This is a genomic window from Micromonospora sp. DT62, assembly GCF_049847285.1.
Lineage (GTDB): Bacteria > Actinomycetota > Actinomycetes > Mycobacteriales > Micromonosporaceae > Micromonospora > Micromonospora reichwaldensis.
The window spans coordinates 132,343-156,982 of record NZ_JBNCOB010000011.1; the positions used below are offsets into that span (position 1 = coordinate 132,343).

Genomic DNA, 24,640 nt, shown 5'->3' on the forward strand with positions numbered 1-24,640 from the left:
ACCGCTCCGAGGCGTCGTTCGCCGGCGGACCGGGCGGGCTGGCGGCCGGACCCGGCGGACTGGGCGGGCTGGCGGCCGGACCCGGCGGGCTGGGCGGGCTGGCGGCCGGACCCGGCGGGCTGGGCGGGCTGGCGGCCGGACCCGGCGGGCTGGGCGGGCCGACGGCCGGACCCGAGGGGGCCAGCAGCCGGTTCACCACCCCGCCCAGCCACGGTGCGTACGCGCGGGGGTCGGCGTCGAGGTCGGCCGCCAGCGAGAGGGGGTCCACCCAGCGCAGCTCGGCCACCTCGTCGGGGTCGGGCAGCAGCGGGTCGCCCGGTCGGAACTCGCCCCGCAGGACGTGGTCGTACTCGAACTCGACCCGACCGGTGACCGGGTCCTCGGCGTAGTAGACGTACACCCCGACCTCGGTCAGCTCGACCGGGCCGGCGCCGAGTTCCTCGCGCAGCCGGCGGTTGGCGGCCTCGACCAGGGACTCGCCGGGCGTCGGGTGGCCGCAGCACGAGTTGGCCCAGCGCAGCGGGAAGCGGGTCTTCACCGGCGCCCGCCGTTGCAGCAGCACCCGGCCGTCGGGGTCGACGAGCAGCACCGAGAAGGCGCGGTGGAGCTGACCCGGGGGCTGATGGGCGGCGGCCACGGTGGTCTCGCCCTGCGGCCGCCCGGCGTCGTCGACGAGCTCGACGAGATGCTTCTCGCGGGTGGTCACGGCAGGTGTCTCCAGGGTCCGAGGGGGAGGGCCATCAGGCCGCCCCGGTGATGCGGCCGGCGGCGAGCTTGCCGGAGATGAGCACCATGGGCACGCCGACGCCGGGCTGGGTGCCCGAGCCGACGAAGACGACGTTCGGCAGCGTCCGGTGCAGGTTCGACGGGCGGAACGGGCCGGTCTGGAAGAGGCTGTGGGCGGCGGCGAACGGGGTGCCGGCGGCCATGCCCTGCTCCGCCCACTCGGCCGGGGTCACGGCCCGCAGCACCTCGACGCCGGCCCCGAAGCCGACGTAGCCGCGCTCCTCCAGGGTCCCGACGAGCTGGTCGGCGTAGCGCCGGGTGAGGTCGCCCCGCCAGTCGAAGGGCGCCCGGTCGAGGTTGGGCACCGGGGCGAGCACGTAGTAGGTGTGTCGCCCGGTGGGTGCCACCGACGGGTCGGTCCGGCTCGGGTTGGTGACCAGCAGGGACGGGTCGCTCATCAGCTCGCCCCGCCGGATGACCTCATCGAAGGTGCCCTTCCACGACCGTCCGAAGTGGATGTTGTGGTGGGCGATCTTCCCATACCCCTGGGTCGACCCGACGTGCAGGACCACGCAGGAAGGGGAGTAGGTGAGCCGGCGCGGACGGCTCGGCGGCAGCAGGTCGCGGTAGGCGACCGGCAGGTCGGGATTGAGCACGACCACGTCGGCCGGGATCAGCTCGCCGTCTGCGGTCACCACGCCGGTGGCCCGGCCGTGCGCGGTCTCCACCCGGGTCACCGTGGTGTCGTAGCGGATCTCGACGCCGTGCTTCTCGGCGGCGCCGGCCATGCCGCGGGAGACCGCGTGGATGCCGCCGCGCGGGAAGTAGACGCCGGCCACCGAGTCGAGGTACGCGATGACCGCGTAGATGGCCAGCGCGTCGTGCGGCGCGAGGCCGGCGTACATCGCCTGGAAGGAGAAGATCCGCTGGGTGCGCGGGTCCCGGAAGAACTGGTTGATCTTCGTCTGGAGCCGGCGGAACGCGCCGCCCGCCAGCAGCTTCACGAGGTTGCCGGTGAGCAGGTCGGTGGGCGCGTCCAGGTTGCGCTCGATGAAGTCGGCGCGCTCCCACTGCCAGAGCCTGCGGGCGTAGTCGACGAAGCGCAGGTAGCCGTCGGCCTCGCGCGGGCCGCAGACCCGGGCGATCTCGGCGGCCATCCGGGTGGTGTCGGTGATGACGTCGAGCGTCGACCCGTCCGGGTAGTACGCCCGGTAGGCCGGGTCGAGCGGGGTGAGGTCGAGCCAGTCGTCCAGCTCCTCGCCGACCGCGCCGAGCGCCTCGGCGATCAGGTCGGGCATGGTGAGCACGGTGGGTCCGGTGTCGAACTCGTAGCCGTCCACGCCGAGCCGGCCGGCCCGGCCGCCCGGCACCGGCTCGCGCTCCAGCACGGTCACCTGTCGACCGCTGCCCGCCAGGTGCAGCGCGCAGGCCAGCCCGCCCAGCCCGGCGCCGACGACGACCACCCGGTCCGTACGCCCGTCGACGGTGCGCACGCGACCACCTCCTTGTGCGAAGTTGCCCATCATGCCCGCCGGTTGGTGGCGGCGGTGGCGAGGCCGGTGAGCGCGGTGCGCGCGGTCTCGTCGATCGACGCGGTGCCGAGGGCGGTCAGCGCCTCGTCGACCCGGTCGGAGATCATGCGTTCGACCCGGTCGACGGCCCCGGTGTCGGCGACCAGTTCGGCGAGGCGGGCGACCTCCGCGTCCCCCACGTCGGCGCCGAGGCCGTCCAGCGCGCGCCGCTGGGTCGGGGTGGCGAGCTGCCGGGCCAGCATGAGCAGCACGGTCGGCTTGCCGGTGCGCAGGTCGTCGCCGGCCGGCTTGCCGGTGGTCGCCGGGTCGCCGTAGACGCCGAGCAGGTCGTCGCAGAGCTGGAACGCCTCGCCGACGGCCAGCCCGTAGCGGGTGTACGCGGCGGTCAGCGGGGCGTCACCGCCGACGCCGGCCAGGCAGGCGCCGAAGAGCAGCGGCCGCTGCACCGTGTAGCTCGCGGTCTTGTAGCGGGCGACCCGCAGCGCCCGGTCGACCGACCAGTTCGCCGCGTCGCTCTCGCCGAGCACGTCGAGGTACTGCCCGGCGATCGTCTCCACGCGCATCTGGTCGTAGCAGCGCCGGACGTCGAGCAGGCGGGCCGGCGGCAGCGTCGCGTGCGCGAGGATCCGGTCGGCCCAGACCATGCAGAGGTCGCCGATCAGCACCGCGACCGCCTCGCCGAACCGACGCGGGTCGCCCCGGTGGCCGGCGGCGGCGTGCCGGGCGGCCAGCGCCACGTGCGCGGTGGGCCGGCCACGGCGGGTGGCGGAGGCGTCCATCACGTCGTCCTGGACGAGGGCGAAGGTGTGCAGCAACTCCAGGGCGGCGAACGCGGGCAGCACCGCCGGCAGCGGACCCGTGCCGCCCGGCGCGCCGCGCCACCCCCAGTAGGCGAACGTGGGGCGGACGCGCTTGCCGCCGGCCAGCACGCAGTCGCGCGCCGTCGCGGCGAATCCGCCCATCGCCGCGTCGATCTCGCGCAACGCGTCGACCTCGGTGGCCAGGAAGGCGGCGAGGGTGTCCTGCACCGCCGTGACCAGGTCCTTCGTGTACGCGGCCAGGACCGCCCGGACCGGGTCGTCCCCGTCGGTCGGGCCGGCGGGGGCCACGCGGAGCGAGTTACCCGCAACTGCGTCGTTGGCCATGTGACCGAGCGTACCCTAGGCTTACGAGTTGCGTCGATTAGTGCGTCGATAGATGAGGAGGGCCGGTGGACACCGATCTCACCGCTGCCTATGACCGCTGCCGTGAACTGCACAGACGGCACGGCCGCACCTACTATCTCGCCACCCGGCTGCTGCCCGCTTGGAAACGGCGGCATGTGCACGCCTTGTACGGATTCACGCGCTACGCCGACGAGATCGTCGACCGCACCGAGGAACTTCCCCCCGCCGAGCGCACCGCCCGACTCGACGACTGGGCCGGCCGGTTCGTCGCCGGACTGCACGGCGAACCGGTGGACGACCCGCTGCTCCCCGCCGTGCTGCACACGATCGCCGTCTTCGATCTCGACCGGGACGACTTCGCGTCGTTTCTCAAGAGCATGGCGATGGACCTGACGGTCACCTCGTACCGCACCTACGACCACCTGCTCGACTACATGGAGGGCTCGGCGGCGGTGATCGGCACCATGATGCTGCCGATCCTGGGCAGCTCCGACCCGGCGGCGGCCCGGGAGCCGGCCCGCCAGCTCGGCTTCGCCTTCCAGCTCACCAACTTCATCCGGGACGTGGCCGAGGACCTCGACCGGGGGCGGACCTACCTGCCCGACGACGACCTGGCCCTGTTCGGCGTCACCCGGGAGGACCTGGCCGAGGCGCGCGCCCGGGGCCGCGCCACGTCCCAAATCCGGGAGCTGATCGCGTACGAGGTGACCCGCGCCCAGGCGCACTACGTCGCCGCGGCTCCCGGGATCACCCTGCTCGCACCCGCCTCGCAGGCCTGCATGCGCACCGCGTACGCGCTGTACGGCGGGATCCTGGACGAGGTGGCCGCGCGGGACTACGACGTCTTCGTCGACCGGGCGCTGGTGCCGCAGCGCCGCCGGCTGGCGGTGGCCGCCCGCGCCCTGCTCACCCCCGCCGGCACGCCGGTGGTGATCCCCGGCCCCGCCCGGGTGCCCGGCCCGCTGGCCGTGCCGACCCCGTGACGGCTGGTCGAAGCGCCCGGTCGCCGGCCGTGCGGTCAGAGGCAGGAGTGCAGGGCGTCCGCCAGGGCGTCGACCCGGTCGTGGTCGGCCAGGTGCGCCGTGGCGTACGCGAAGGTGTAGCCGCGTCCGGGATCGGCCCAGGCGGAGCTGCCGCCGATCCCGCCCATGCCCCAGCTGCCGTCCTCCTCCCACTGCATGCCCAGCGTCCAGCGGGTCCGCCGGCCGAGCAGCAGGTCGTCGCCGTCGTACTGGACCCGGGTCGCCTCGGCCACCAGTTCCCGGCTGAACAGCCGTACGCCGTCGAGGACGCCGCCGGCGAGCAGCCCCGCGTAGAGCCGGGCCAGGGCGCCAGCGGTCGAGTGCAGGTTGACGGCCGGCACCTCGGCGCCGCGCCAGAGCGGGCTGTTCACCACCGCCAGGTCCCGGCCGCCGGGCGGGTTGTCCAGCGCCCGCGCCCAGAGCGAACCCGGCTCGCCCGCCACCCGGTCCGGCCACCCCGGATCGCCGTGGCGCAGGTCGGCGCAGCGGCGCTGGTCCGCCTCGCCCAGGCCGAAGCCGAGGTCCAGCCGCCACGGACCGGCGATCTCCTCGGCCAGGAAGCGGCCCACCGACCGCCCGTCGACCCGCCGCACCAGCTCGCCCACCAGGTGCCCGTACGTCCAGGCGTGCTCGCCCGCGACGGACCCGGGCGGCCACTCCGGCTCGGCGGCGGCGAGGTCGGCGCAGAGCAGGTCCCAGTCGGCGACGGCGGCGGCCGGCCGGGGCACCGGGAAGGCCGGCAGCCCGGCGGTGTGCGCCAACACCTGACGGACGGTGGCCGGGGCGCGGAAGCCGGGCCAGTGGTCGACGACGGGGTCGTCCAGGTCGAGCCGGCCCCGGTCGACCAGCGCCAGCAGGCAGAGGGCGGCGACCGGCTTGGCGACGGAGTAGACGTTCACCAGCGTGTCCGGCAGCCACGGCCGCCCCGGTGACCGTTCGCCGCCGACGATGTCGACCACCGGCTCGCCGTCGTACCAGATCGCCAGGCCGGCCCCGGTCTCCCGGCCCTCGGCGAGCAGTTCGGTGAAGCAGTCGTGGACGGCGGCGAAGCGGGTGCGCATCCGGCCACGGTAGGAGGCCGGGACGCCGGCGGGCAGCGGATTTCCGGGTCGACCCGCTGGCCGGCCGTCGGGCGGTGCGCGATGCTGGCGGGATGGCGGATCCGGAACTGGTGGACGTGGTCGTGATCGGGCTCGGGGTCGGCGGCGAGGAGGTGGCCGGGCGGCTCGCCGAGGCGGGGCTGACCGTCGTCGGCGTCGAGCGTGACCTGGTCGGCGGGGAGTGCCCGTACTGGGGGTGCGTGCCGAGCAAGATGATGATCCGGGCGGCCAACGCGATCGCCGAGGCCCGCCGGGTGGACGGGCTCGCGGGCACCGCCGAGGTCCGGCCCGACTGGGCGCCGGTGGCGAAGCGGATCCGCGAGGAGGCCACCGACACCTGGGACGACACGGTCGCGGTGCGGCGGTTCACCGACAAGGGTGGGCGGTTCGTCCGGGGCAGCGCCCGGCTCGACGGCCCCGGCCGGGTCCGGGTCGGCGAGCGGGTCTTCCAGGCCCGGCACGGGATCGTGCTGGGCACCGGCACCAGACCGTCCGTGCCGCCGGTCGACGGGCTGGCGGACACGCCGTACTGGACCAACCGGCAGGCGATCGAGGTCGAGGAGCTGCCGGAGTCGCTGCTGGTGCTGGGCGGCGGGGCGATCGGGCTGGAGCTGGCGCAGGTCTTCGCCCGGTTCGGGGTCCGGGTCACCGTGGTCGAGGCCCTGGACCGGGTGCTCGCCGTCGAGGAGCCCGAGGCGTCCGAGGTGGCCGCCGCCGCGCTGCGCGCCGACGGGGTGGAGATCCACACCGGGGTACAGGCGGAGCGGGTCAGCCACGACGCGCGCGGCTTCACCCTGCACGCGGCCGGTGGGGCGCAGTTCACCGCCGAGCGGCTGCTGGTGGTGACCGGTCGCCGGGCCCACCTGGACGAGCTGGGCCTGGACACCGTCGGGGTGGACGCCGGCCGGCGCTACCTGGCCGTGGACGACCGGCTGCACGTGACGGAGGGGATCTGGGCGGTTGGCGACGTCACCGGCGAGGGGGCGTTCACGCACGTCGCGATGTACCAGGCGGGGATCGTCGTCGCCGACGTGCTCGACCACGCCCGGCGCGCCGCAGGCGGGCCCGACCCCAGCGGCACCGCGAGCGCGACGGGTGGCGCGTCGGGCACCACCGGCGTGCGCGGGTCCGCCGGCGCGGTGCCGCGCGCCGACTACCGGGCGCTGCCCAGGGTGACCTTCACCGACCCCGAGGTCGGCGCGGTCGGCCTCACCGAGTCGCAGGCCCGCGAGCGGGGCGTCAACGTGCAGGTCGGCCTCGCCCGGTTGCCGTCGTCGGCCCGGGGCTGGATCCACAAGGCCGGCAACGAGGGCTTCGTCAAGCTGGTCGCGGACGCCGACCAGGGCGTGCTGATCGGCGCGACCTCGGTGGGGCCGGCCGGTGGCGAGGTGCTCTCCGGTCTGGCGGTGGCGGTGCACGCGGCCGTGCCGCTCGCCCGGCTCCGGCAGATGATCTACGCGTACCCGACCTTCCACCGGACGATCGAGGACGCGTTGCGGAACATGTCTTGACGACCGGGCCGCATACCGGATGCCGGGCAGCGGGCGGCAGCGGAAGGCAATCGCGCGGCAGATGGCTGCTCATTTCTTTCAGCAGGATGACGTACGATTGCGGCCGTGACGAAACGGTTGACCGAAGTTGCCAAGAAGGCGGGCGTCAGCGAGGCCACCGTCAGCCGGGTGCTCAACGGCCGGGACGGGGTCTCCGAGGCGACCCGGACGGCCGTGCTGACCGCGCTGGACGTGCTCGGCTACGAGCGGCCCACCAAGCTGCGCGGCGAGCGCGCCCGGCTGGTCGGGCTGGTGCTGCCCGAGTTGCAGAACCCGATCTTCCCGGCGCTCGCCGAGGTGGTCACCGGATCCCTCGCCCAGCGCGGATTCACCCCGGCGCTCTGCGCCCGCACCATCGGTGGCGTCTCCGAGATGGACTACGTGGAGATGCTCCTCGACCACCAGGTCTCCGGGGTGATCTTCGCCGGTGGGTCGTACGCGCTCGCCGACGCCCGGCACGACCACTACCGCCGGCTGACCGACCGGGGCCTGCCGGTGGTGCTGGTCAACGCGGGTGTGGACGAGTTGGGCTTCCCACGGGTCTCCACGGACGACGCGGTGGCGGTGGAGCAGGCGTACGGGCACCTGCGCTCGCTCGGGCACGACCGGATCGGGATGGTGCTCGGCCCGGAGGGGCACGTGCCGTCCCGGCGCAAGCTCGACGCGATGGCCCAGGCGGCGGGCTGGGGTGACGACACGGCGTACGTGGAGCGCTCCAGCTTCTCGATGGAGGGGGCGCGGGTCGCCGCGACCAAGCTGGTCGAGCGCGGCGTGACCGGCATCATCTGTGCCAGCGACGTGCTGGCCCTGGGCGCCATCCGGGCCGCCCGGCGGCTGGGTCGGGTGGTGCCGACCGACGTGTCGGTGGTGGGCTTCGACGACTCCGCGTTCATGACCTGCACCGACCCGCCGCTGACCACGGTGCGGCAGCCGATCGAGACCATGGGGCAGGCCGCCGTGGACCTGCTGGTCACCCAGATCGAGGGCGCCGGCGTGCTGCACGACGAGCTGCTGTTCGAGCCCGAGCTGGTCGTCCGCGGCTCCACCGCGCCCGCCCCCGGTCGCTGACCCGGGTCCGCCCCCGCCCACCTGTACGACGGAACGGCCGTCGACCGCTGCTCGCGGTCGGCGGCCGTTCCGTTCTGTCTGCCCGCCGGCAGGAACCAATCGGGCCAAAGCCGCAACTCGGCCGTCTTCCAAGATCCTGTCAAAATCTGTCGTTTCGAAGTCTCGTCTTTTCAGCACAGGATCGATACCTTGCTGAGACAAGTTCGCTTGGCTACAGTGACCCCACTCACACCTGGCCCCGGCGCAGCTACCCGGTGTCAGGTCGCTTGGCAGATGCAGATCAGTGCCGGCGCATCGGCGCGGTGACGACCACCGGGCATCAGCGCAGGTCATGGAGACACCGTTCCCGAAGGGATGGACAGATGTCCGTACCGCAGTACCGGAAGACTGCGGCGTTGGCGCTCGTGGCCGGCCTGGGGCTCAGCCTTGCGGCCTGTTCGACGAAGAGCGACGACGCGACAGGCAGCGCAGGCGGCAAGGTCACCGTCACCGTCGACTGCCAGCCGGTCGGCTCCCAGAAAGAGCTGCTGAAGAACTGGAACGACGACGTCGCCGAATTCCAGCGGCAGAACCCCGACATCGTCATCAAGAGCGTGAGCGTCGGCGAGCAGTGCAACAACCCGCCGGACTTCACCGCCCGCCTGGCCGGTGGCACCGTGACCGACCTGTTCTACGGGTACATGACCGATCTCCAGCAGGTGCTGGACTCCGGCCAGGCGATGGACATCAGCGAGTACGCCGACAAGGACACGATCCCCACCTGGGACAGCGTCGACCCGGCGCTCAAGGAGGCCTTCAGCCACGACGGGAAGCTCTACGCCGTCCCGGCGAAGAACTACTCGATGGGCCTGGTCTACAACAAGGTGCTGTTCCAGCAGGCGGGGCTCGACGCCAACAACCCGCCCAGGACGTGGCCCGAGGTCCGGGCGGCCGCCAAGAAGATCTCCGCGCTCGGCAACGGGATCGCCGGCTACTCGGAGTACAGCGCCGGCAACACCGGCGGCTGGCACTTCACCTCCCTGCTCTACTCGCAGGGCGGCCAGATGCTGACCGAGGACGGCAAGAAGGCCGACTTCAACAACGCCATGGGCAAGCAGGTCCTGCAGAACCTCAAGGACATGCGGTTCGGCGACAACAGCATGGGCAGCCGCCAGCTGCTCCAGTGGGGTGACCTGCTGACCAACGCCGCCGCCGGCAAGGTGGGCATGTTCATCGGCGCGCCGGACGCCACCCAGGCGATCGTCAGCCAGTTCCAGGGCAAGTTCCAGGACTGGGCGATGGCCCCGCTGCCCGGTCAGGACGGCGCGGCGAAGGGCACGCTCGGCGGCGGCGAGGGCTACTTCTTCAAGAAGGGCCTCTCCCCGGAGCAGGTCGAGGCCGGTCTGAAGTGGATCGCCTACCAGAAGCTGACGCCGGGCAAGGGCCAGTTCGACTACGTCCGGGCCAAGCCGCAGAACTACCCGGTCGGCCTGCCCCAGCCGCTGCTCTTCGCGGGCGGCAGCGACGCGCAGAAGCAGGAGCTCGAACTGCGCAAGGCGAACGCGAACGTCGACACCGCCAACTTCGCGCTCTTCGAGGCCACCCCGGTGCAGATCAAGGGCGAACCGCGCAACGCGCAGGCGATCTACGCGGTGCTCGACGCGGCGATGTCCGGGGTGCTGACCAACCCGAACGCGAACATCGACGCGCTGCTCAAGACGGCCGAGGCCAAGGTCAACCAGCTCCTCGCCGCGCAGAGCTGAGCCGACGGTGGGGGCCGGTGCGCCGGCCCCCACCCCGCCCGCACCGCCCGTCCGGTCACCGACTCACCAGGAGTTGCCTTGGCGATCCTCTCCGCCCCGGGGACCACCAGAGACACGGATCGTCCCGCGTCGCCGTCCCCGGTCGGGCCGCAGCGTACGAGCCTCGGCCGCAAGGTGCGGGACAACCTCACCGGCCACGCGTTCCTGATCGGTGCGGTGCTCTGCTTCGCGGTCTTCTCCTGGTACCCGATGATCCGCGGCATCGTGATGAGCTTCCAGCGCACCCGGCGCGGCGAGACCACCTGGGTGGGCTGGGACAACTACACGCGCATCCTCGACGACCCGAGCTTCTGGACCGCCTGGAAGAACACCTTCTACTTCACGGTCCTCGCGCTCGTCCTCGGCTACGTGGTGCCGTTCTTCGTGGCGATCCTGCTCAACGAGTTCCGCCACGCCAAGGGGTACCTACGGATCCTGGTCTACCTGCCGGTCATGCTGCCGCCGGCCTCGGCGCTCTTCCTGTTCAAGTTCTACGCGTACGACCCCAGCGACGCGGGACTCCTCAACGCGATCCTCAAGGCGCTGCACCTGCCGACGTCGCAGTGGATGCAGTCCCCCGAGATGACGATGCCTGCCATGGTGCTGGCGTCGACCTGGATGAACATGGGCAGCGCGGTGCTGATCTACCTGGCGGCGTTGCAGAACATCCCCGGCGAACTCTACGAGGCGGCCGAGCTGGACGGCGCCGGGATCTGGCGGCGGATCCTGCACGTGACCATCCCGCAGACCCGGCTGATCCTCGCGCTCCTGGCGATGCTCCAGATCGTCGCCACCATGCAGCTCTTCATCGAGCCGCTGATCCTCGCCAACGGCGCGGGCGCGGAGGACTCGGCGACCTCCGTCGCGTACCTCATCTACCAGCACGGCTTCTTCCAGAACGACCTCAACGGCGCCGCCGCGCTCGGCGTGATCATGCTCGTGGTGCTGGCCGGGTTCTCCGCCGTCTACGTGCGGCTGACTGCGAAACAGGACTAGGACGGACGCGGAATGGCACAGGACTCCGGGACCCGGACACTCGTCTCCCCCGCCCAGCTCAGACGGGGACGCGGCAGGGTGATCTACTGGGCGCTGCTCGCCGTCGTCGTGACGGGCTTCACGCTCGTCTTCCTCGGGCCCCTCTACTGGATGGTCACCGGCGCGCTCAAGTCCGGCCAGGAGATCGCGCAGACCCCGCCGTCGCTGTTCCCGCAGGATCCCCAGTGGCAGAACTACGTCGACGCGTGGCACAACCTGGATCTCGCCAAGCTGCTGTTCAACACGTTCTACTACGCGACCGGCGCGGTGCTGTTCCAACTCGTCCTCGACACCGCCGCGGCGTACTCCCTGTCGAAGCTCCGGCCGATCTTCGGCAACGTGATCCTCGGCCTGATGCTGGCGACGCTGATGATCCCGGCGATGGTCCTCATCGTCCCGCAGTACGTGACCGTGATCGACCTGCCGATCCTGCACGTCAACCTGCTCGACTCGCCGTTCGCGATCTGGCTGCCCCTGGTCGCGAACGCGTTCAACATCTTCCTCCTGAAACGGTTCTTCGACTCGATCCCCGAGGAACTGATGGCGGCGGCCCTCATGGACGGGGCGACCCCGCTGCGCACGCTCTGGTCGATCGTCCTGCCGATGTCCCGCCCCATCCTCGGCGTGGTCTCGATCTTCGCCGTGACCGCGGTCTGGAAGGACTTCCTCTGGCCGAAGCTGGTCATGCCGTCACCCGAGACCCGGACGGTCAGCGTCGGCATCTACGCCTTCTCGGGCGGTACGCCCATGAACGTGGTGGTCGCCGCCTCGGTCATCGCCGCGATCCCGACCGTCATCGTCTTCCTGATCTTCCAGCGGAACATCATGTCCGGCCTCACCACGGGCAGCCTCAAGGGATAGGGCCGGCGCACCGACGCATCACCACCCACCGAAACCCCGTCGGCGACCAACGACCGTTCGCCCGACACACATCCAGGTCCGGCGACAACGCCGACGTGCCGACGCAGAAAGCAGGTGTCCGTGTCCACAGCAGACAACAGTCCGTGGTGGCGTGGAGCGGTGATCTACCAGGTGTACCCACGTAGCTTCGCCGACGGTGACGGCGACGGCATAGGCGACATCGCCGGAATCCGGGCCCGGCTGGATCACCTGGCCGCGCTCGGCGTCGACGCGATCTGGTTCAGTCCCTGGTACCCCTCCCCGATGGCCGACGCCGGCTACGACGTCTCCGACTACCGCGACATCGACCCGGTCTTCGGCACCCTGGCCGAGGCGGAGGCGCTGATCGCGGAGGCCCACGCGCTCGGCATCAGGACCATCGTCGACGTGGTGCCGAACCACTGCTCCGACGCGCACCCCTGGTTCCAGGCGGCGCTCACCGGCGGGCCGGACGCACCCGAGCGCGAGCTGTTCTGGTTCCGCCCCGGCCGGGGCCCGAACGGCGACCAGCGGCCCACCGACTGGGTCGGCGAGTTCGGCGGCGAGACCTGGACCCGGACCACCAACCCGGACGGCACCCCCGGCGACTGGTACCTGCACCTGTTCGCGCCGGAGCAGCCGGACTTCAACTGGGACCACCCCAGGGTGCGCGCCGAGTTCGAGGACATCCTGCGGTTCTGGTTCGACCGGGGGGTGGACGGCATCCGGATCGACTCGGCCGGGCTACTGGTCAAGGACGGGACGCTGCCCGAGACCCTGCCGGGCCGGCCGCACCCGTTCCGCGACCTGGACGGCGTGCACGAGATCTACCGCGCCTGGCGGCGGGTCGCCGACGCGTACCCGGGCGACCGCGCACTGATCGGTGAGGTGTGGATGCCGGACCGGCAGCGGTTCGCCAACTACCTGCGCCCGGACGAGTTGCACGCCGCGTTCAACTTCGACTTCCTGGGCTGCGCCTGGGACGCCACGGCGTTGCGCGACAGCATCGACGGCACGCTGAGCGCGCATGCGCCGGTGGGCGCGCCCGCCACCTGGGTGCTCTCCAACCACGACGTCACCCGGCACGTCACCCGCTACGGGCGGGAGGACACCACGTTCAGCTTCGCCGCGAAGCGCGAGGGCATCCCCACCGACCTGGAGCTGGGCACCCGCCGGGCCCGGGCAGCCGTGCTGCTGTCGCTGTCGTTGCCCGGCGCCGCCTACGTCTACCAGGGCGAGGAGCTGGGCCTCTGGGAGGTCGAGGACATCCCGTTCGCGCTGCGCCAGGACCCGATGTGGGAACGCTCCGGCCGGATCGACCCCGGCCGGGACGGCTGCCGGGTGCCGCTGCCCTGGGCCGGCGACGAGCCGCCGTTCGGGTTCAGTCCGGACGGCGCCACGGCCCCCTGGCTGCCCCAGCCGGCCGGGTGGAAGGACCAGACGGTCCGGGCGCAGACCGGCGACGCGTCCTCGATGCTCGAGCTGTACCGGGCGGCGATCCGGATCCGGCGGGCCGAACCGGCGCTCGGCGACGGGACGATGAGCTGGCTGCCCGCCCCGGACAACGTGCTCGCCCACCACCGTCGGCCCGGCTTCACCTGCCTGGTCAACCTCTCGGACGTCGCGGTGCCGCTGCCGCCACACACTGGGCGGCTGCTCGCCAGCGGGCCGCTCGACGACGACCTGCTTCCGCCGGACACCGCCGTCTGGCTGCGTACCGCCGAAGAAGACCCGGCCGGACCCGAGACGGCCTGACCACCGCGCGGTGCCGGCGGCCCGTCCCGGCCGTCGGCACCGCGTCACCCGCACCCGGGAAGGAGGTACGCAGCTCCAGCGCCACGTTGTAACGCACGGGGGGACCACCGACGACAGGGAGAAGTTCGCCGATGCCCGACCACACCACCGCCACCCCGCATGCGCCCCCCGGAACCAGGACCCGGGCGGGTATCGCCGCCCTCGCCGGCCTCGCCCTCACCGCGACCTCGCTCACCGTCATCGCGTTGACCAGCACCGCCACCCCCGCCCAGGCGGCGGGACTCTCGCCGTTCGACATCCCGGGGCGGGGCGCCACCGTCCCGTTCGTCGAGCAGGAGGCGGAGGAGGTCGCGCACACCGGCACGAGGATCGGCCCGGACCGCCGCTACGGCACGCTGCCGTCCGAGGCGTCCGGCCGGGAGGCGGTCACCCTCGACGCCGTCGGCGAGTACGTCGAGTTCACCCTCACCGCGCCCGCCAACGCGGTGACCTTCCGCTACAGCCTGCCGGACAACGCCGCCGGCACCGGCCGGGACGCCAGCATCGACCTGCGGGCCAACGGCACCCTGGTCAAGGCGGTGCCGGTCACCTCGCGGTACGGCTGGTACTACGGCGGATACCCGTTCAACAACAACCCGGGCGACACCAACCCGCACCACTTCTACGACGAGACCCGGGCCATGTTCGGGACCACGTACCCGGCCGGCACGAAGATCCGCCTCCAGGTCTCCTCGACCGCCCAGTCGCCGACCTTCACCATCGACCTGGCCGACTTCGAGCTGGTGGGTGCCCCGATCGCCAAGCCGGCCGGCGTGCTCGACGTGGTCACCGACTTCGGCGCCGACCCGACCGGGGCGACCGACTCGACCGCGAAGTTCCAGGCGGCGGTGGACGCCGGCAAGGCCCAGGGCCGGGCCGTCTGGATCCCGACCGGCACGTTCACCCTCTGGGACCACGTCGTCGTGGACGGGGTGACCCTGCGCGGGGCGGGACCGTGGTACTCGGTGCTCGGCGGGCGACACCCGACCGACCGCAAGCGGGCCGCCGGCATCTACGGCAAGTACGTCCCCGGCGGCGGCTACAGCGGCGAGATCCGGCCGCACGAGGCCGGCGGACCCAGCCGCAACGTCACGCTGCGCGACTTCGCCATCATCGGCGACATCCGCGAGCGGATCGACGACGACCAGGTCAACGCCATCGGCGGGGCGATGTCGAACTCGGTGGTCGACAACGTCTGGATGCAGCACACCAAGGTCGGGGCCTGGATGGACGGCCCGATGGACAACTTCACCATCCGCAACAGCCGGATCCTCGACCAGACCGCCGACGGGGTGAACTTCCACTGGGGCGTCACCAACTCCACGGTGACCAACACGTTCGTACGCAACACGGGTGACGACGCCCTCGCGATGTGGGCGCAGAGCGTGCCGAACGTGAACAACTCCTTCACCCGCAACACGATCGGCGTGACGATCCTCGCCAACCACCTGGTGACGTACGGGGGGCGGGACATCAAGATCACCGACAACGTCACCGCCGACTCGGTCACCAACGGCGGCGGCATCCACGTCGCCAACCGCTACCCGGGCGTGACCGGCCCGACCGCCGTCTCCGGGACGATCACCGTCGCCCGGAACACCCTGATCCGCAACGGCAACTCGGACTACAACTGGCGCTTCGGCGTCGGCGCGATCTGGTTCTCCGCGCTCAACGAGCCCATCCAGGGCGCGGCGGTCAACGTCACCGACACCGACATCCTGGACAGCTCGTACGCGGCGCTGCACTGGATCGAGGGGCAGTCCAGCGGGATCAGCTTCAACAACGTACGGATCGACGGCGCGGGCACGTACGCCCTCCAGGTGCAGGCGCCCAGCCAGGTGTCCTTCACGAACGTGCGGGCCACCGGGATCGCCCAGGCCAACCCGATGCACAACTGCGTCGGCAGCGGCTTCCAGATCACCCAGGGCACCGGCAACTCCGGCTGGTACACGTCGACGCCGTACTGCGGGCCGTGGCCCGAGCCGCAGTGGGGCGGCGGCCCCACCAGCCCGCCCCCGACGACGCCGACCACCCCGCCCCCGACCACCCCGCCGCCCACCACGCCCCCGCCGACCACCCCGCCCCCGACCGGCGGAAACCTGGCGCAGGGGCGGCCGGTGACCGCGTCCAGCGCCAACCAGAACTACGTCGCGACGAACACGGTGGACGGCAACGCGGCCAGCTACTGGGAGAGCGCCAACAGCGCCTTCCCGCAGTCGCTGACGGTGGACCTGGGCGCGGCGCGCACCGTCGACCGGGTGGTGCTGAAGCTGCCCGCCGGCTGGGAGCGCCGGACCCAGACGCTGTCGGTGCTCGGCTCGACCGACGGCTCCTCGTGGGCCACCCTCGCCGGGTCGGCCGGGCGCACGTTCGACCCGGCCAGCGGCAACGCGGTGTCGATCAGCGTGCCGGCCGGCGAGCGCCGGTTCGTCCGGCTGACCGTCACCGGCAACACGGGCTGGCCGGCGGCGCAGCTCTCCGAGTTCGAGGTGTACGGCGGCGGCCCCACCACCCCGCCCCCGACGACCCCGCCGCCCACCACCCCGCCGCCGGCCGGGAACCTGGCGCTCGGTCGACCGGCCGCGGCGACCAGCCACGCCGACGTGTACGTGGCGACCAACGCGGTCGACGGCAACCCGAACACCTACTGGGAGAGCGCCAACAACGCCTTCCCGCAGTCGCTGACGGTGGACCTGGGCGCCAACCGGACGGTGTCCCGGGTCGTGCTCAAGCTCCCGCCGTCCTCGGCGTGGCAGACCCGCACCCAGACGCTGTCGGTGCTCGGCTCCACCAACGGCTCGTCGTTCACCACCCTGAAGGCGTCCGGCGGCCACACCTTCGACCCGGCCACCGGCAACACGGTCACCGTGACCTTCGCGGCGACCAGCCAGCGGTACCTGCGGCTGACGTTCACCGGCAACAGCAGCTGGCCCGCCGGCCAGCTCAGCGAGTTCGAGGTCCACTCCAGCTGACCCGATGGCCCCCGCCCGTCCCGGCGGGGGCCGTCCCGGTCCGGGCGGCCCGGCGCAGCGCCGCCCCGACCTCCGCCCCGCACCGTCCCCACCTGTCGCGGCACGACGGGCGTACCCCTGCGCCCGTCACCGGGCAACGCACCCGCACCCCACCCCCGAAAGAGGTGTAGCGACCCATGTCCAGAAACGGCACCAGACCCGGGACCGCGCCGGCCGGCGCGCCCCGTCCCGTCCCCCGATCGGCCCGCCCGGCCAACCGGCGGCTGCTCGCCGGCGTGCTCGCCGGGCTGCTCCTCACCGCCGTTCCGGCCGTCACCCCGGCGGCCGCCGCGCCACCGGCGGACCCGGCCGCGACCGCCGCCCGCGCCGCCCTGCTCGCCGGGCTCTCCGCCACCATGAGCGCCAGCAGCCACAACCAGAACTACGTGGCGGGCAACGCCAACGACGGCAACGCGGCCACCTACTGGGAGAGCGCCAACAACGCGTTCCCGCAGTGGATCCAGGCGGACCTCGGCGCCACCGTCACCGTCGACCGGGTGGTGCTCAAGCTGCCGCCGTCGTCGGACTGGCAGACCCGCACCCAGACGCTGTCGGTGCTTGGCTCCACCAACGGCTCGTCGTTCACCACCCTGAAGGCGTCCGGCGGCCACACCTTCAATCCGGCCACCGGCAACACCGTCACCGTCAGCTTCACCGCGACCAGCACCCGGTACGTGCGGGTGCAGGTCACCGGCAACACCGGCTGGCCGGCCGCCCAACTCTCCGAGGTCGAGGTCTACGGCGCCGCCGGGAACCCCGACACCCAGGCGCCCAGCGTCCCGGGCAACCTCGCGTACACCCAGCCCGCCAGCGGGCAGATCCGGCTCACCTGGTCCGCGTCCACGGACAACGTCGGGGTCACCGGCTACGACGTGTACGCCAACGGCGCGCTGCGCGGCAGCGTCAACGGCTCCACGCTGACGTACACCGACAGCCAGCCGGACAGCGCCACGGTCTCGTACCAGGTCCGGGCCAGGGACGCGGCCGGCAACCAGTCGGCGAACAGCAACACCGTGACCCGGACCGGCACCGGCAACCCGCCCGTCGGCAGCAACCTGGCGGTCGGCAAGCCGATCACCGCCTCCGGGCACGTGCACACGTTCGTGGCCACCAACGCCAACGACAACAACGTGGCCACCTACTGGGAGGGCAACGGCAACCCGAGCACGTTGACCGTGCAGCTCGGCGCCAACGCCAGCCTCAGCCAGGTCGTGCTGAAGCTCAACCCCGACTCCGCGTGGGGGGCGCGTACCCAGAACATCACCGTCCTCGGCCGGGACCAGGGCTCCTCGACCTTCACCACCCTGGTCGGCGCGGCGAACTACAGCTTCAGCCCGGCCAGCGGCAACACGGTGACCATCCCGGTCTCCGGCGCGGCGGCCGACGTGCGGCTCTCGATCGCCTCGAACACCGGCGCCCCGGCCGGGCAGGTCGCCGAGTTCCAGGTCATCGGCACCCCCGCGCCGAACCCGGACCTGACCGTGACCGGCATGTCGTTCAGCCCGTCCGCGCCCGTGGAGACGAGCACCGTCACGCTCTCGGCCACCGTCCGCAACGCCGGCTCGGCGGCCTCCGGCGCCACCAACGTCAACTTCTACCTCGGCACCAACCGGGTGGGCACCGCGCCGGTCGGCGGCCTGGCGGCCGGCGCCTCGGCCACGGTCACCGCCAACATCGGCAACCGGGACGCCGGCAGCTACCCGCTGAGCGCGAAGGTCGACGAGGCGAACACCGTCGTCGAGCAGGACGACACCAACAACAGCTACACCAACCCGAGCCCGCTGGTGGTCAGCCCGGTCGCCAGCTCCGACCTGGTGGCCGCCGCGGTCGCCTGGTCGCCGGGCACCCCGGCGGCCGGCAACACGGTCACCTTCTCGGTGTCGATCCGCAACGCCGGCAGCGTGGCCTCCGCGTCCGGCGCCCACGGCATCACGCTCACCGTGCTCAACGAGGCGGGCACGGTCGTGCGTACCCTGACCGGCTCGTACTCCGGAGTGATCAACGCCGGGGCCACCGTCGGCCCGGTCAACCTGGGCACCTGGACGGCCGCGAACGGCAAGTACACCGTCCGGGTGGTGCTCGCGGCCGACGGCAACGAGCTGCCGGTCAAGCAGGGCAACAACACCAGCGACCGGGCGCTCTTCGTGGGGCGCGGCGCCAACATGCCGTACGACATGTACGAGGCCGAGGACGGCGTGGTCGGCGGCGGCGCCGGCGTCGTCGGGCCGAACCGGACCGTCGGCGACCTCGCCGGCGAGGCGTCCGGCCGGCGGGCGGTGACCCTCAACTCGACCGGCAGCTACGTCGAGTGGACCACCCGGGCCAGCACCAACACCCTGGTCACCCGCTTCTCCATCCCGGACGCCCCGGGCGGCGGCGGGATCAACTCGACGCTGAACGTCTACGTCAACGGCACGTTCCACAAGGCCATCGACCTGACGTCCCGGTACGCCTGGCTCTACGGCAACGAGGCCAGCCCGGGCAACTCGCCGAGCGCGGGCGGACCGCGGCACATCTACGACGAGGCCAACGTCATGCTCAACTCCACGGTGCCGGCGGGCAGCAGGATCCGCCTCCAGAAGGACCCGGCCAACACCACCACGTACGCCATCGACTTCATCAACACCGAGCAGGTGGCGCCGATCGGCAACCCGGACCCGGCGCGCTACGCCACGCCGACCGGCTTCACGCACCAGGACGTGCAGAACGCCCTGGACCGGGTACGGATGGACACCACCGGCAACCTCGTCGGGGTGTACCTGCCGGCGGGCAACTACTCCACCGCGTCGAAGTTCCAGGTGTACGGCAAGGCGGTCAAGGTGACCGGCGCCGGGCCCTGGTACACCCGGTTCAACGCGCCCTCCGGCCAGGACAACACCGACATCGGCTTCCGGGCCGAGAACTCGGCGGCCGGATCGTCCTTCGCGAACTTCGCCTACTTCGGCAACTACACGTCGCGCATCGACGGGCCGGGCAAGGTGTTCGACTTCTCCAACGTGTCGAACATCGTGATCGACAACATCTGGAACGAGCATATGGTGTGCCTCTACTGGGGCGCGAACACCGATCACATGACGATCAGGAACTCCCGGATCCGGAACATGTTCGCCGACGGCATCAACATGACCAACGGGAGCACCAACAACCTGGTCAGCAACAACGACGCCCGGGCCACCGGCGACGACAGCTTCGCGCTGTTCTCGGCGATCGACGCGGGCGGCGCCGACATGAAGAACAACGTCTACGAGAACCTGACCTCGACCCTGACCTGGCGGGCCGCCGGCGTGGCCGTCTACGGCGGCTACGGCAACACGTTCCGCAACATCTACATCGCGGACACGCTGGTCTACTCCGGCATCACCATCAGCTCGCTCGACTTCGGCTACCCGATGAACGGCTTCGGCGCGAGCCCGCCCACCCGGTTCGAGAACATCTCGATCGTGCGGGCCGGTGGGCACTTCTGGGGCGGGCAGACCTTCCCGGCGATCTGGGTCTTCTCCGCCTCGAAGGTGTTCCAGGGCATCCGGGTCAGCGACGTCGACATCGTCGACCCCACCTACAGCGGCATCATGTTCCAGACCAACTACGTCGGCGGGCAGCCGCAGTTCCCGATCGCCGACACGGTCTTCACCAACGTCTCCATCAGCGGCGCCCGCAAGAGCGGTGACGCCTACGACGCGAAGTCCGGCTTCGGCATCTGGGCCAACCCGATGCCGGAGACGGGGCAGGGGCCGGCCGTCGGGTCGGTCACCTTCAACAACCTTCGCCTGAGCAACAACGCGGTGGACATCCAGAACCCCACCTCGACGTTCACCATCAACCGCAACTGACCCACCCGGGTCGCCCGGGCGGCGGCCGGTCCACCGGGCGGTGCGGCCACTCGACACCCGAGTGGCGGCACCGCCCGGCCCGTCGAGAGATGTCCCGCCCGGTCAGTCGGCCGGGTCGCCGTGCCGACCGGCGCCGGCGGCGAACCGGGCCGCCCCGGCCGCCGCGTCGGCGGCCAGCGACTCCATCCCGTACGCCAGTTCGCCCGCTATGGCCTCCGGCTCGGGCCGGCCGGCGCCGGCGAGCAGCGCCGCCCGGTCGTTGCGCAGGCAGGTCTGCGGGTGCCGGGCCATCTCGGCGGCCAACCGCTCGGCCGCCGCCCGGGACTCACCCGGCGCGACCAGCCGGTTCACCAGCCCCATGGCGTACGCCTCCTCGGCTGGCACCGGCCGGCCGGTGAGGATCAGGTCCATCGCCCGGCTCTCGCCGATCAGCCGGGGCAGCCGGACCGTGCCCCCGTCGATCAGCGGCACCCCCCAGCGGCGGCAGAACACCCCGAGCACCGCGTCGGACTCGGCGACCCGCAGGTCGCACCAGAGCGCCAGCTCCAACCCGCCGGCCACCGCGTGACCGGAGATCGCGGCGATCACCGGCTTGCTGAGCGTCATCCGGGTCGGACCCATCGGGCCGTCCCCCTGCGCCTCGACCCGGTTGCCGCTCGGGGTGCCGATGGCCTTCAGGTCGGCCCCGGCGCAGAACGTGCCGCCGGCTCCCCAGAGCACGGCCACGGAGGCGTCGGGGTCGGCCTCGAAGGCGCGGAACGCGTCGGCCAGCGCCCGTGCGGTCGGCCCGTCGACCGCGTTGCGGGCCGCCGGGCGGTCCAGGATCACCGTGGTCACCGCCGCGGCGCGTTCGACGCGTACGCCCATGCCGACAGCATGCCCCCGGCGGTGCCGGCGGCGCCAGGCGTCAGCGCGGGGCGGACCGGTCCGGGCGGACCAGGGTGGCGCCCAGCGCGGCGCCGACCACGCAGGCCACCCCCGCCGCCTGCGGCCAGGCCAGCAGCTCGCCGAGCAGGACCAGCCCGACCAGCGCCCCGATCGCCGGCTCCAGGCTGAGCAGGACCGCGAAGACCCGGGCCGGCATCCGGCGCAGCGCCGCCATCTCCGCCGAGTACGGCAGCACCGACGACAGCAGCGCCACGGCCGCGCCCAGCGCGAGGGTCCACGGGTCGAGCAGCGCCGTACCGCTGCCGGCGACCCCGAACGGCAGCACGGCCAGCGCGGCGACGGCCATCCCCAGCGCGAGGCCCCGGCTGCCCGGCACCCGGGCGCTGACCGCCTTGCCGAGCAGCACGTAGCCGGCCCAGCCGACCGCGACGGCCACGCAGCACAGCAGCCCCAGCCGGTCCACCCCCGTCCCGCCGAGCCCGCTGATCAGCAGCACGCCGCCGCCGGCCAGCGCCGCCCACGCCACGTCGGCGAGGCGGCGGCTGCCGGCGAGCGACACCAGCAGCGGCCCGGCGAAGCCGATGGTGACGGCGACGCCCAGCGGCACCCGGTGCAGGGCCGCGTAGAAGGCGAGGTTCATGACCGCCAGGGCCAGCCCGAACGCCCCGACCAGACCGGCGGTACGCCAGCCCAGGCGCAGCCCCGGCCGGACCAGGACCAGCAGGATGAGCGCGGCGAAGCCGAGCCGCAGCGTGGTGGTGCCGCCGGCGCTGGTGCTGCCGAAGAGCTGCTTGGCGACGGCCGCCCCGACCTGGGTGGAGAGCATGCCCAGCAGCATCAGCAGCGGGGGCGGCACGGCCCGGGGCTGCCCCAGCGCGACGCTGAGTCGGGTCGCCGGTCGACCGGCCGGCAGCGGGCGGGAGGAGAGTGCGTACACCCGGACCACAGTGGTCGTGGACGGTGCGGCCCGCGACCGGATTTCCGCGCCCGCCGACCTCGGTGGCGACGTCCCGTTACGGGTCGGTGGGGGCGCGACCACGTACCGCTGCGGATCCGTCACCGCCGACCGGTTTGCGGGGGCTCCTGCCGGGAAGTCGGTACGGGTGCGAGCACTCTTGACGAAGATCGAGCAGGCATCCGGCCTGGACCGGGTCGGCGACCGGTTGCAGCGTGTCGTCCAGGCCACCCTCCGACCGCAGCGGGTCCGCGACCTGCTGCACGGCGTCTGGCTGGGCCATCCGCTGCACCCGGCGATGGTGCAGGTGCCGGTGGGCGCGTGGATCAGCACGGCGGTGCTGGACCTGATGCCGGGGCAGCGCCGGGCCGCCGCCACGCTGTGCGCGGTGGGCACCGTCAGCGCCCTCCCGGCCGCGATCACCGGCCTCAACGACTGGGCGGCACTGGCTCGCGACCAGCGCCGGATCGGCCTGGTGCACGCCGCGTCCAACAGCGTCGGCCTGGCGTTCTACGCCGGCTCGGTGGCCGCCCGGATGACCGGCCGGCACAACCTCGGCCGTACGCTCGGGTTCCTCGGGCTCGGCGCGGCCAGCATGGGGGCCTACCTGGGCGGGCACCTGGCGTACAAGCAGGGCGCGCAGGTCAACCAGAGCATCTCCGAGCTGCACCGGATGAGCGACGGCTGGCACTCGATCGCGGACATGGCTGCCCTGCCGGAGCGCACGCTGATCACCCGGGATGTCGACGACGTCTCGGTGATCCTCTACCGGCACGGCGACGAGGTCACCGTGATGCTGGAGCGCTGCCCGCACCAGAGCGGCCCGCTGGGCGAGGGCGAGGTGCGCGAGATCGACGGGCACGACTGCGTGGTCTGCCCGTGGCACGGCAGCGCGTTCCGCCTCAACGGCGGCGAGGTCGTGCACGGCCCCTCCGGCAACGACCAGCAGATCCTGCCGACCCGCGTCGTCGACGGCGTCCTGGAGACCCGCCTGCCCTGACCGGCCCCCGGCGGCCTCCCGGCCCCGGGAGTCAGGGGCGGCGGTGGCGGCCGGTCGCCGTGTCGTGGGACGAACCCGCACGGGTCCGGCCGTGGCCGGTCGGAACGCTGTCGTGGGTACCGGTCCCCGTGCCCCGGTCGACTCCGATCGCGCCGCCGCGTGGGGTGGTGCGGATGTCCCGGTGGCCCGTGCCGCGCCTGGCCGTGGTGGTGCCACGCGCGGTGGTGCCGCGGCGCGCGGCGACCGTGGGCCGGCCCGCGCCGGCCGGTACGTGGGCCGGGCGGCGGCGCAGGCCCAGGACCGCGCCGATCTGCGCGCCGACGATGCTCGCCACCGCCAGGACGGCGGAGACCGCGAGGGGCCGGTTCACCCGATCGGGCTCGCCGGCCCGGGCGGCTCCCACCGTCACCGTCGGGGCCTGACCGGCGTCCCTCTCCGCCGGGGCCTCGGCAGCCGGCAGGGGCGGCGTGGCCTGCTCGGGAGCGACCTTCCCGGGCGCCGGCTGCGGAGCCGGCCGGGCGGGCGCGGGCGGGGTCGGGCGGGCGACGAGGCGGCCGGTCGCGTGCCGGCGGGCACCCCGGTCCTCGGCGTCCCCGGGCAGCCTCAACAGCTGACCCGGGTGGATCCGGTCGGGGTCGCCGAGCCGGTTCAGCTCGGCCAACTCCCGGTAGTCGGCGAACTCGTCCAGGTAGCGCTGGGCGACCGCGCCCAGGTGGTCGCCCCGGGCCACCCGGTAGACCGCCACCCCGTCGTCCGAGGCGGATGAGGTCACCGGAGCGGACGAGGCGACCGGGGTGGACCAGGTGTGCGCGGCCGGACCCGGCCAGGCGGCCTCCGCAACCGCCGTCCGCGCGGCTGCGGGCGGTGCCGCCGGCAGGGCGTACGGGCCGGTGACCGCCGTCGCCGCGCTCGCCGCCGGGCTGGCCGCGAGGACCAGCGCGACCGAACCGACAAGCGCGGCGGCGGCCCGTTGCTGGCGACTCATCCCCGGCAGCCGGGGCGCCGGCCGGCGCAGCGCCTGCGCGCAGAGTTCGACCAGGACGGAGAAGGCGAACGTGGCCCAGCCGAACCAGCCGGCCAGCGCCAGCGCCCGCAGGAAGAGCCGTCCGTCGTCTCGGCTGGTCAGCGTCGAGCCGATCTCCGCGACGCTGGGCAGGTGGTCGGGCAACGGGTTGCCGGCGAGGGCGAGCAGCGCCACCGGCGCGCCGACCAGCACCGCGCAGAGCACGACGAGCGCGCCGAACCCGGTCAGGATGCGTCCGGTCCGCCGTACGACGGAACGCCCCGATGCGGCCATGGCTGC

General features: G+C 72.8%; 16 protein-coding genes and 1 pseudogene. 10 read left to right on the plus strand and 7 right to left on the minus strand.

The annotated features are described in order from the left end of the window. Nucleotides 1-139: 139 nt before the first annotated feature. The 3 genes and pseudogenes from idi to ACPXCB_RS17650 all read right to left on the minus strand — a co-directional run. Nucleotides 140-706, minus strand: a pseudogene (gene idi / locus ACPXCB_RS17640) (isopentenyl-diphosphate Delta-isomerase); the annotation flags it as partial. A 34-nt stretch (nt 707-740) separates the two neighbouring features. Beyond that, nucleotides 741-2,249, minus strand: coding sequence for a phytoene desaturase family protein (gene crtI, locus ACPXCB_RS17645; RefSeq protein ID WP_425876765.1), 1,509 nt, complete (start codon nt 2,247-2,249; stop codon nt 741-743). Further along, a complete protein-coding gene (locus ACPXCB_RS17650) occupies nt 2,249-3,403 on the minus strand; it encodes a polyprenyl synthetase family protein (RefSeq protein WP_425876669.1) in 1,155 nt (384 codons plus the stop codon). Before ACPXCB_RS17650 ends, crtI begins: the two co-directional genes overlap by 1 nt. Nucleotides 3,404-3,468: 65 nt before the next feature. On the opposite strand from ACPXCB_RS17650, the gene ACPXCB_RS17655 reads away from it, so the two are divergent. Continuing rightward, entirely contained in the window at nt 3,469-4,407 is a 939-nt protein-coding gene (locus ACPXCB_RS17655; protein ID WP_425876671.1) for a phytoene/squalene synthase family protein, read from the plus strand. Nucleotides 4,408-4,442: 35 nt separating this feature from the next. Here ACPXCB_RS17655 and ACPXCB_RS17660 read toward each other — a convergent pair whose 3' ends face one another. Then, complete coding sequence (locus ACPXCB_RS17660; protein ID WP_425876673.1) at nt 4,443-5,507, minus strand: serine hydrolase domain-containing protein; 1,065 nt, start codon at nt 5,505-5,507, stop codon at nt 4,443-4,445. A gap of 92 nt (nt 5,508-5,599) precedes the next feature. Between ACPXCB_RS17660 and ACPXCB_RS17665 the strand changes: the two genes are divergently transcribed. The 8 genes from ACPXCB_RS17665 (at nt 5,600) to ACPXCB_RS17700 (ending at nt 20,494) form a co-directional block, all read left to right on the plus strand. Continuing rightward, nucleotides 5,600-7,057, plus strand: a complete 1,458-nt coding sequence (locus ACPXCB_RS17665) for a dihydrolipoyl dehydrogenase family protein (protein WP_425876675.1) — start codon at nt 5,600-5,602, stop codon at nt 7,055-7,057. Nucleotides 7,058-7,162: 105 nt separating this feature from the next. Next, a complete protein-coding gene (locus tag ACPXCB_RS17670; RefSeq protein WP_121397202.1) occupies nt 7,163-8,164 on the plus strand; it encodes a LacI family DNA-binding transcriptional regulator in 1,002 nt (333 codons plus the stop codon). 362 nt (nt 8,165-8,526) lie between these two features. Continuing rightward, on the plus strand, nt 8,527-9,906 hold the full coding sequence (locus ACPXCB_RS17675; RefSeq protein ID WP_425876677.1) for an ABC transporter substrate-binding protein: 1,380 nt from the start codon (nt 8,527-8,529) through the stop codon (nt 9,904-9,906). A 78-nt stretch (nt 9,907-9,984) separates the two neighbouring features. Next, complete coding sequence (locus ACPXCB_RS17680; protein ID WP_425876679.1) at nt 9,985-10,941, plus strand: carbohydrate ABC transporter permease; 957 nt, start codon at nt 9,985-9,987, stop codon at nt 10,939-10,941. Nucleotides 10,942-10,953: 12 nt separating this feature from the next. Next, complete coding sequence (locus ACPXCB_RS17685; protein ID WP_358114267.1) at nt 10,954-11,841, plus strand: carbohydrate ABC transporter permease; 888 nt, start codon at nt 10,954-10,956, stop codon at nt 11,839-11,841. Between the two features lie 159 nt (nt 11,842-12,000). Then, nucleotides 12,001-13,614: a glycoside hydrolase family 13 protein gene (locus ACPXCB_RS17690; protein WP_425876681.1), complete on the plus strand. Its 1,614-nt coding sequence runs from the start codon at nt 12,001-12,003 to the stop codon at nt 13,612-13,614. Between the two features lie 131 nt (nt 13,615-13,745). Next, on the plus strand, nt 13,746-16,625 hold the full coding sequence (locus tag ACPXCB_RS17695) for a discoidin domain-containing protein (protein WP_425876683.1): 2,880 nt from the start codon (nt 13,746-13,748) through the stop codon (nt 16,623-16,625). Between the two features lie 176 nt (nt 16,626-16,801). After that, a complete protein-coding gene (locus tag ACPXCB_RS17700; protein ID WP_425876685.1) occupies nt 16,802-20,494 on the plus strand; it encodes a discoidin domain-containing protein in 3,693 nt (1,230 codons plus the stop codon). Nucleotides 20,495-20,596: 102 nt separating this feature from the next. Here ACPXCB_RS17700 and ACPXCB_RS17705 read toward each other — a convergent pair whose 3' ends face one another. Together ACPXCB_RS17705 and ACPXCB_RS17710 are read right to left on the minus strand one after the other, a co-directional pair. Continuing rightward, nucleotides 20,597-21,361, minus strand: a complete 765-nt coding sequence (locus ACPXCB_RS17705) for a crotonase/enoyl-CoA hydratase family protein (RefSeq protein WP_425876687.1) — start codon at nt 21,359-21,361, stop codon at nt 20,597-20,599. Between the two features lie 40 nt (nt 21,362-21,401). After that, on the minus strand, nt 21,402-22,319 hold the full coding sequence (locus tag ACPXCB_RS17710) for an EamA family transporter (RefSeq protein WP_425876689.1): 918 nt from the start codon (nt 22,317-22,319) through the stop codon (nt 21,402-21,404). Between the two features lie 166 nt (nt 22,320-22,485). On the opposite strand from ACPXCB_RS17710, the gene ACPXCB_RS17715 reads away from it, so the two are divergent. Further along, nucleotides 22,486-23,337 (plus strand): Rieske 2Fe-2S domain-containing protein, encoded by an 852-nt coding sequence (locus ACPXCB_RS17715; RefSeq protein WP_425876691.1) that lies wholly within the window; start codon nt 22,486-22,488, stop codon nt 23,335-23,337. 31 nt (nt 23,338-23,368) lie between these two features. Here the strand turns inward: ACPXCB_RS17715 and ACPXCB_RS17720 are convergent, their stop codons facing one another. Beyond that, nucleotides 23,369-24,634, minus strand: coding sequence for a LysM peptidoglycan-binding domain-containing protein (locus ACPXCB_RS17720; protein ID WP_425876693.1), 1,266 nt, complete (start codon nt 24,632-24,634; stop codon nt 23,369-23,371). Nucleotides 24,635-24,640 lie beyond the last annotated feature (6 nt).

Excerpts from the sequence above, each read along its gene's own strand:
- crtI (WP_425876765.1), bottom strand. The coding sequence starts at position 2,249 with ATGGGCAACTTCGCACAAGGAGGTGGTCGCGTGCGCACCGTCGACGGG.
- ACPXCB_RS17650 (WP_425876669.1), bottom strand. The coding sequence starts at position 3,403 with ATGGCCAACGACGCAGTTGCGGGTAACTCGCTCCGCGTGGCCCCCGCC.
- ACPXCB_RS17660 (WP_425876673.1), bottom strand. The coding sequence starts at position 5,507 with ATGCGCACCCGCTTCGCCGCCGTCCACGACTGCTTCACCGAACTGCTC.
- ACPXCB_RS17665 (WP_425876675.1), top strand. The coding sequence starts at position 5,600 with ATGGCGGATCCGGAACTGGTGGACGTGGTCGTGATCGGGCTCGGGGTC.
- ACPXCB_RS17675 (WP_425876677.1), top strand. The coding sequence starts at position 8,527 with ATGTCCGTACCGCAGTACCGGAAGACTGCGGCGTTGGCGCTCGTGGCC.
- ACPXCB_RS17685 (WP_358114267.1), top strand. The coding sequence starts at position 10,954 with ATGGCACAGGACTCCGGGACCCGGACACTCGTCTCCCCCGCCCAGCTC.
- ACPXCB_RS17695 (WP_425876683.1), top strand. The coding sequence starts at position 13,746 with ATGCCCGACCACACCACCGCCACCCCGCATGCGCCCCCCGGAACCAGG.
- ACPXCB_RS17700 (WP_425876685.1), top strand. The coding sequence starts at position 16,802 with ATGTCCAGAAACGGCACCAGACCCGGGACCGCGCCGGCCGGCGCGCCC.
- ACPXCB_RS17705 (WP_425876687.1), bottom strand. The coding sequence starts at position 21,361 with ATGGGCGTACGCGTCGAACGCGCCGCGGCGGTGACCACGGTGATCCTG.
- ACPXCB_RS17720 (WP_425876693.1), bottom strand. The coding sequence starts at position 24,634 with ATGGCCGCATCGGGGCGTTCCGTCGTACGGCGGACCGGACGCATCCTG.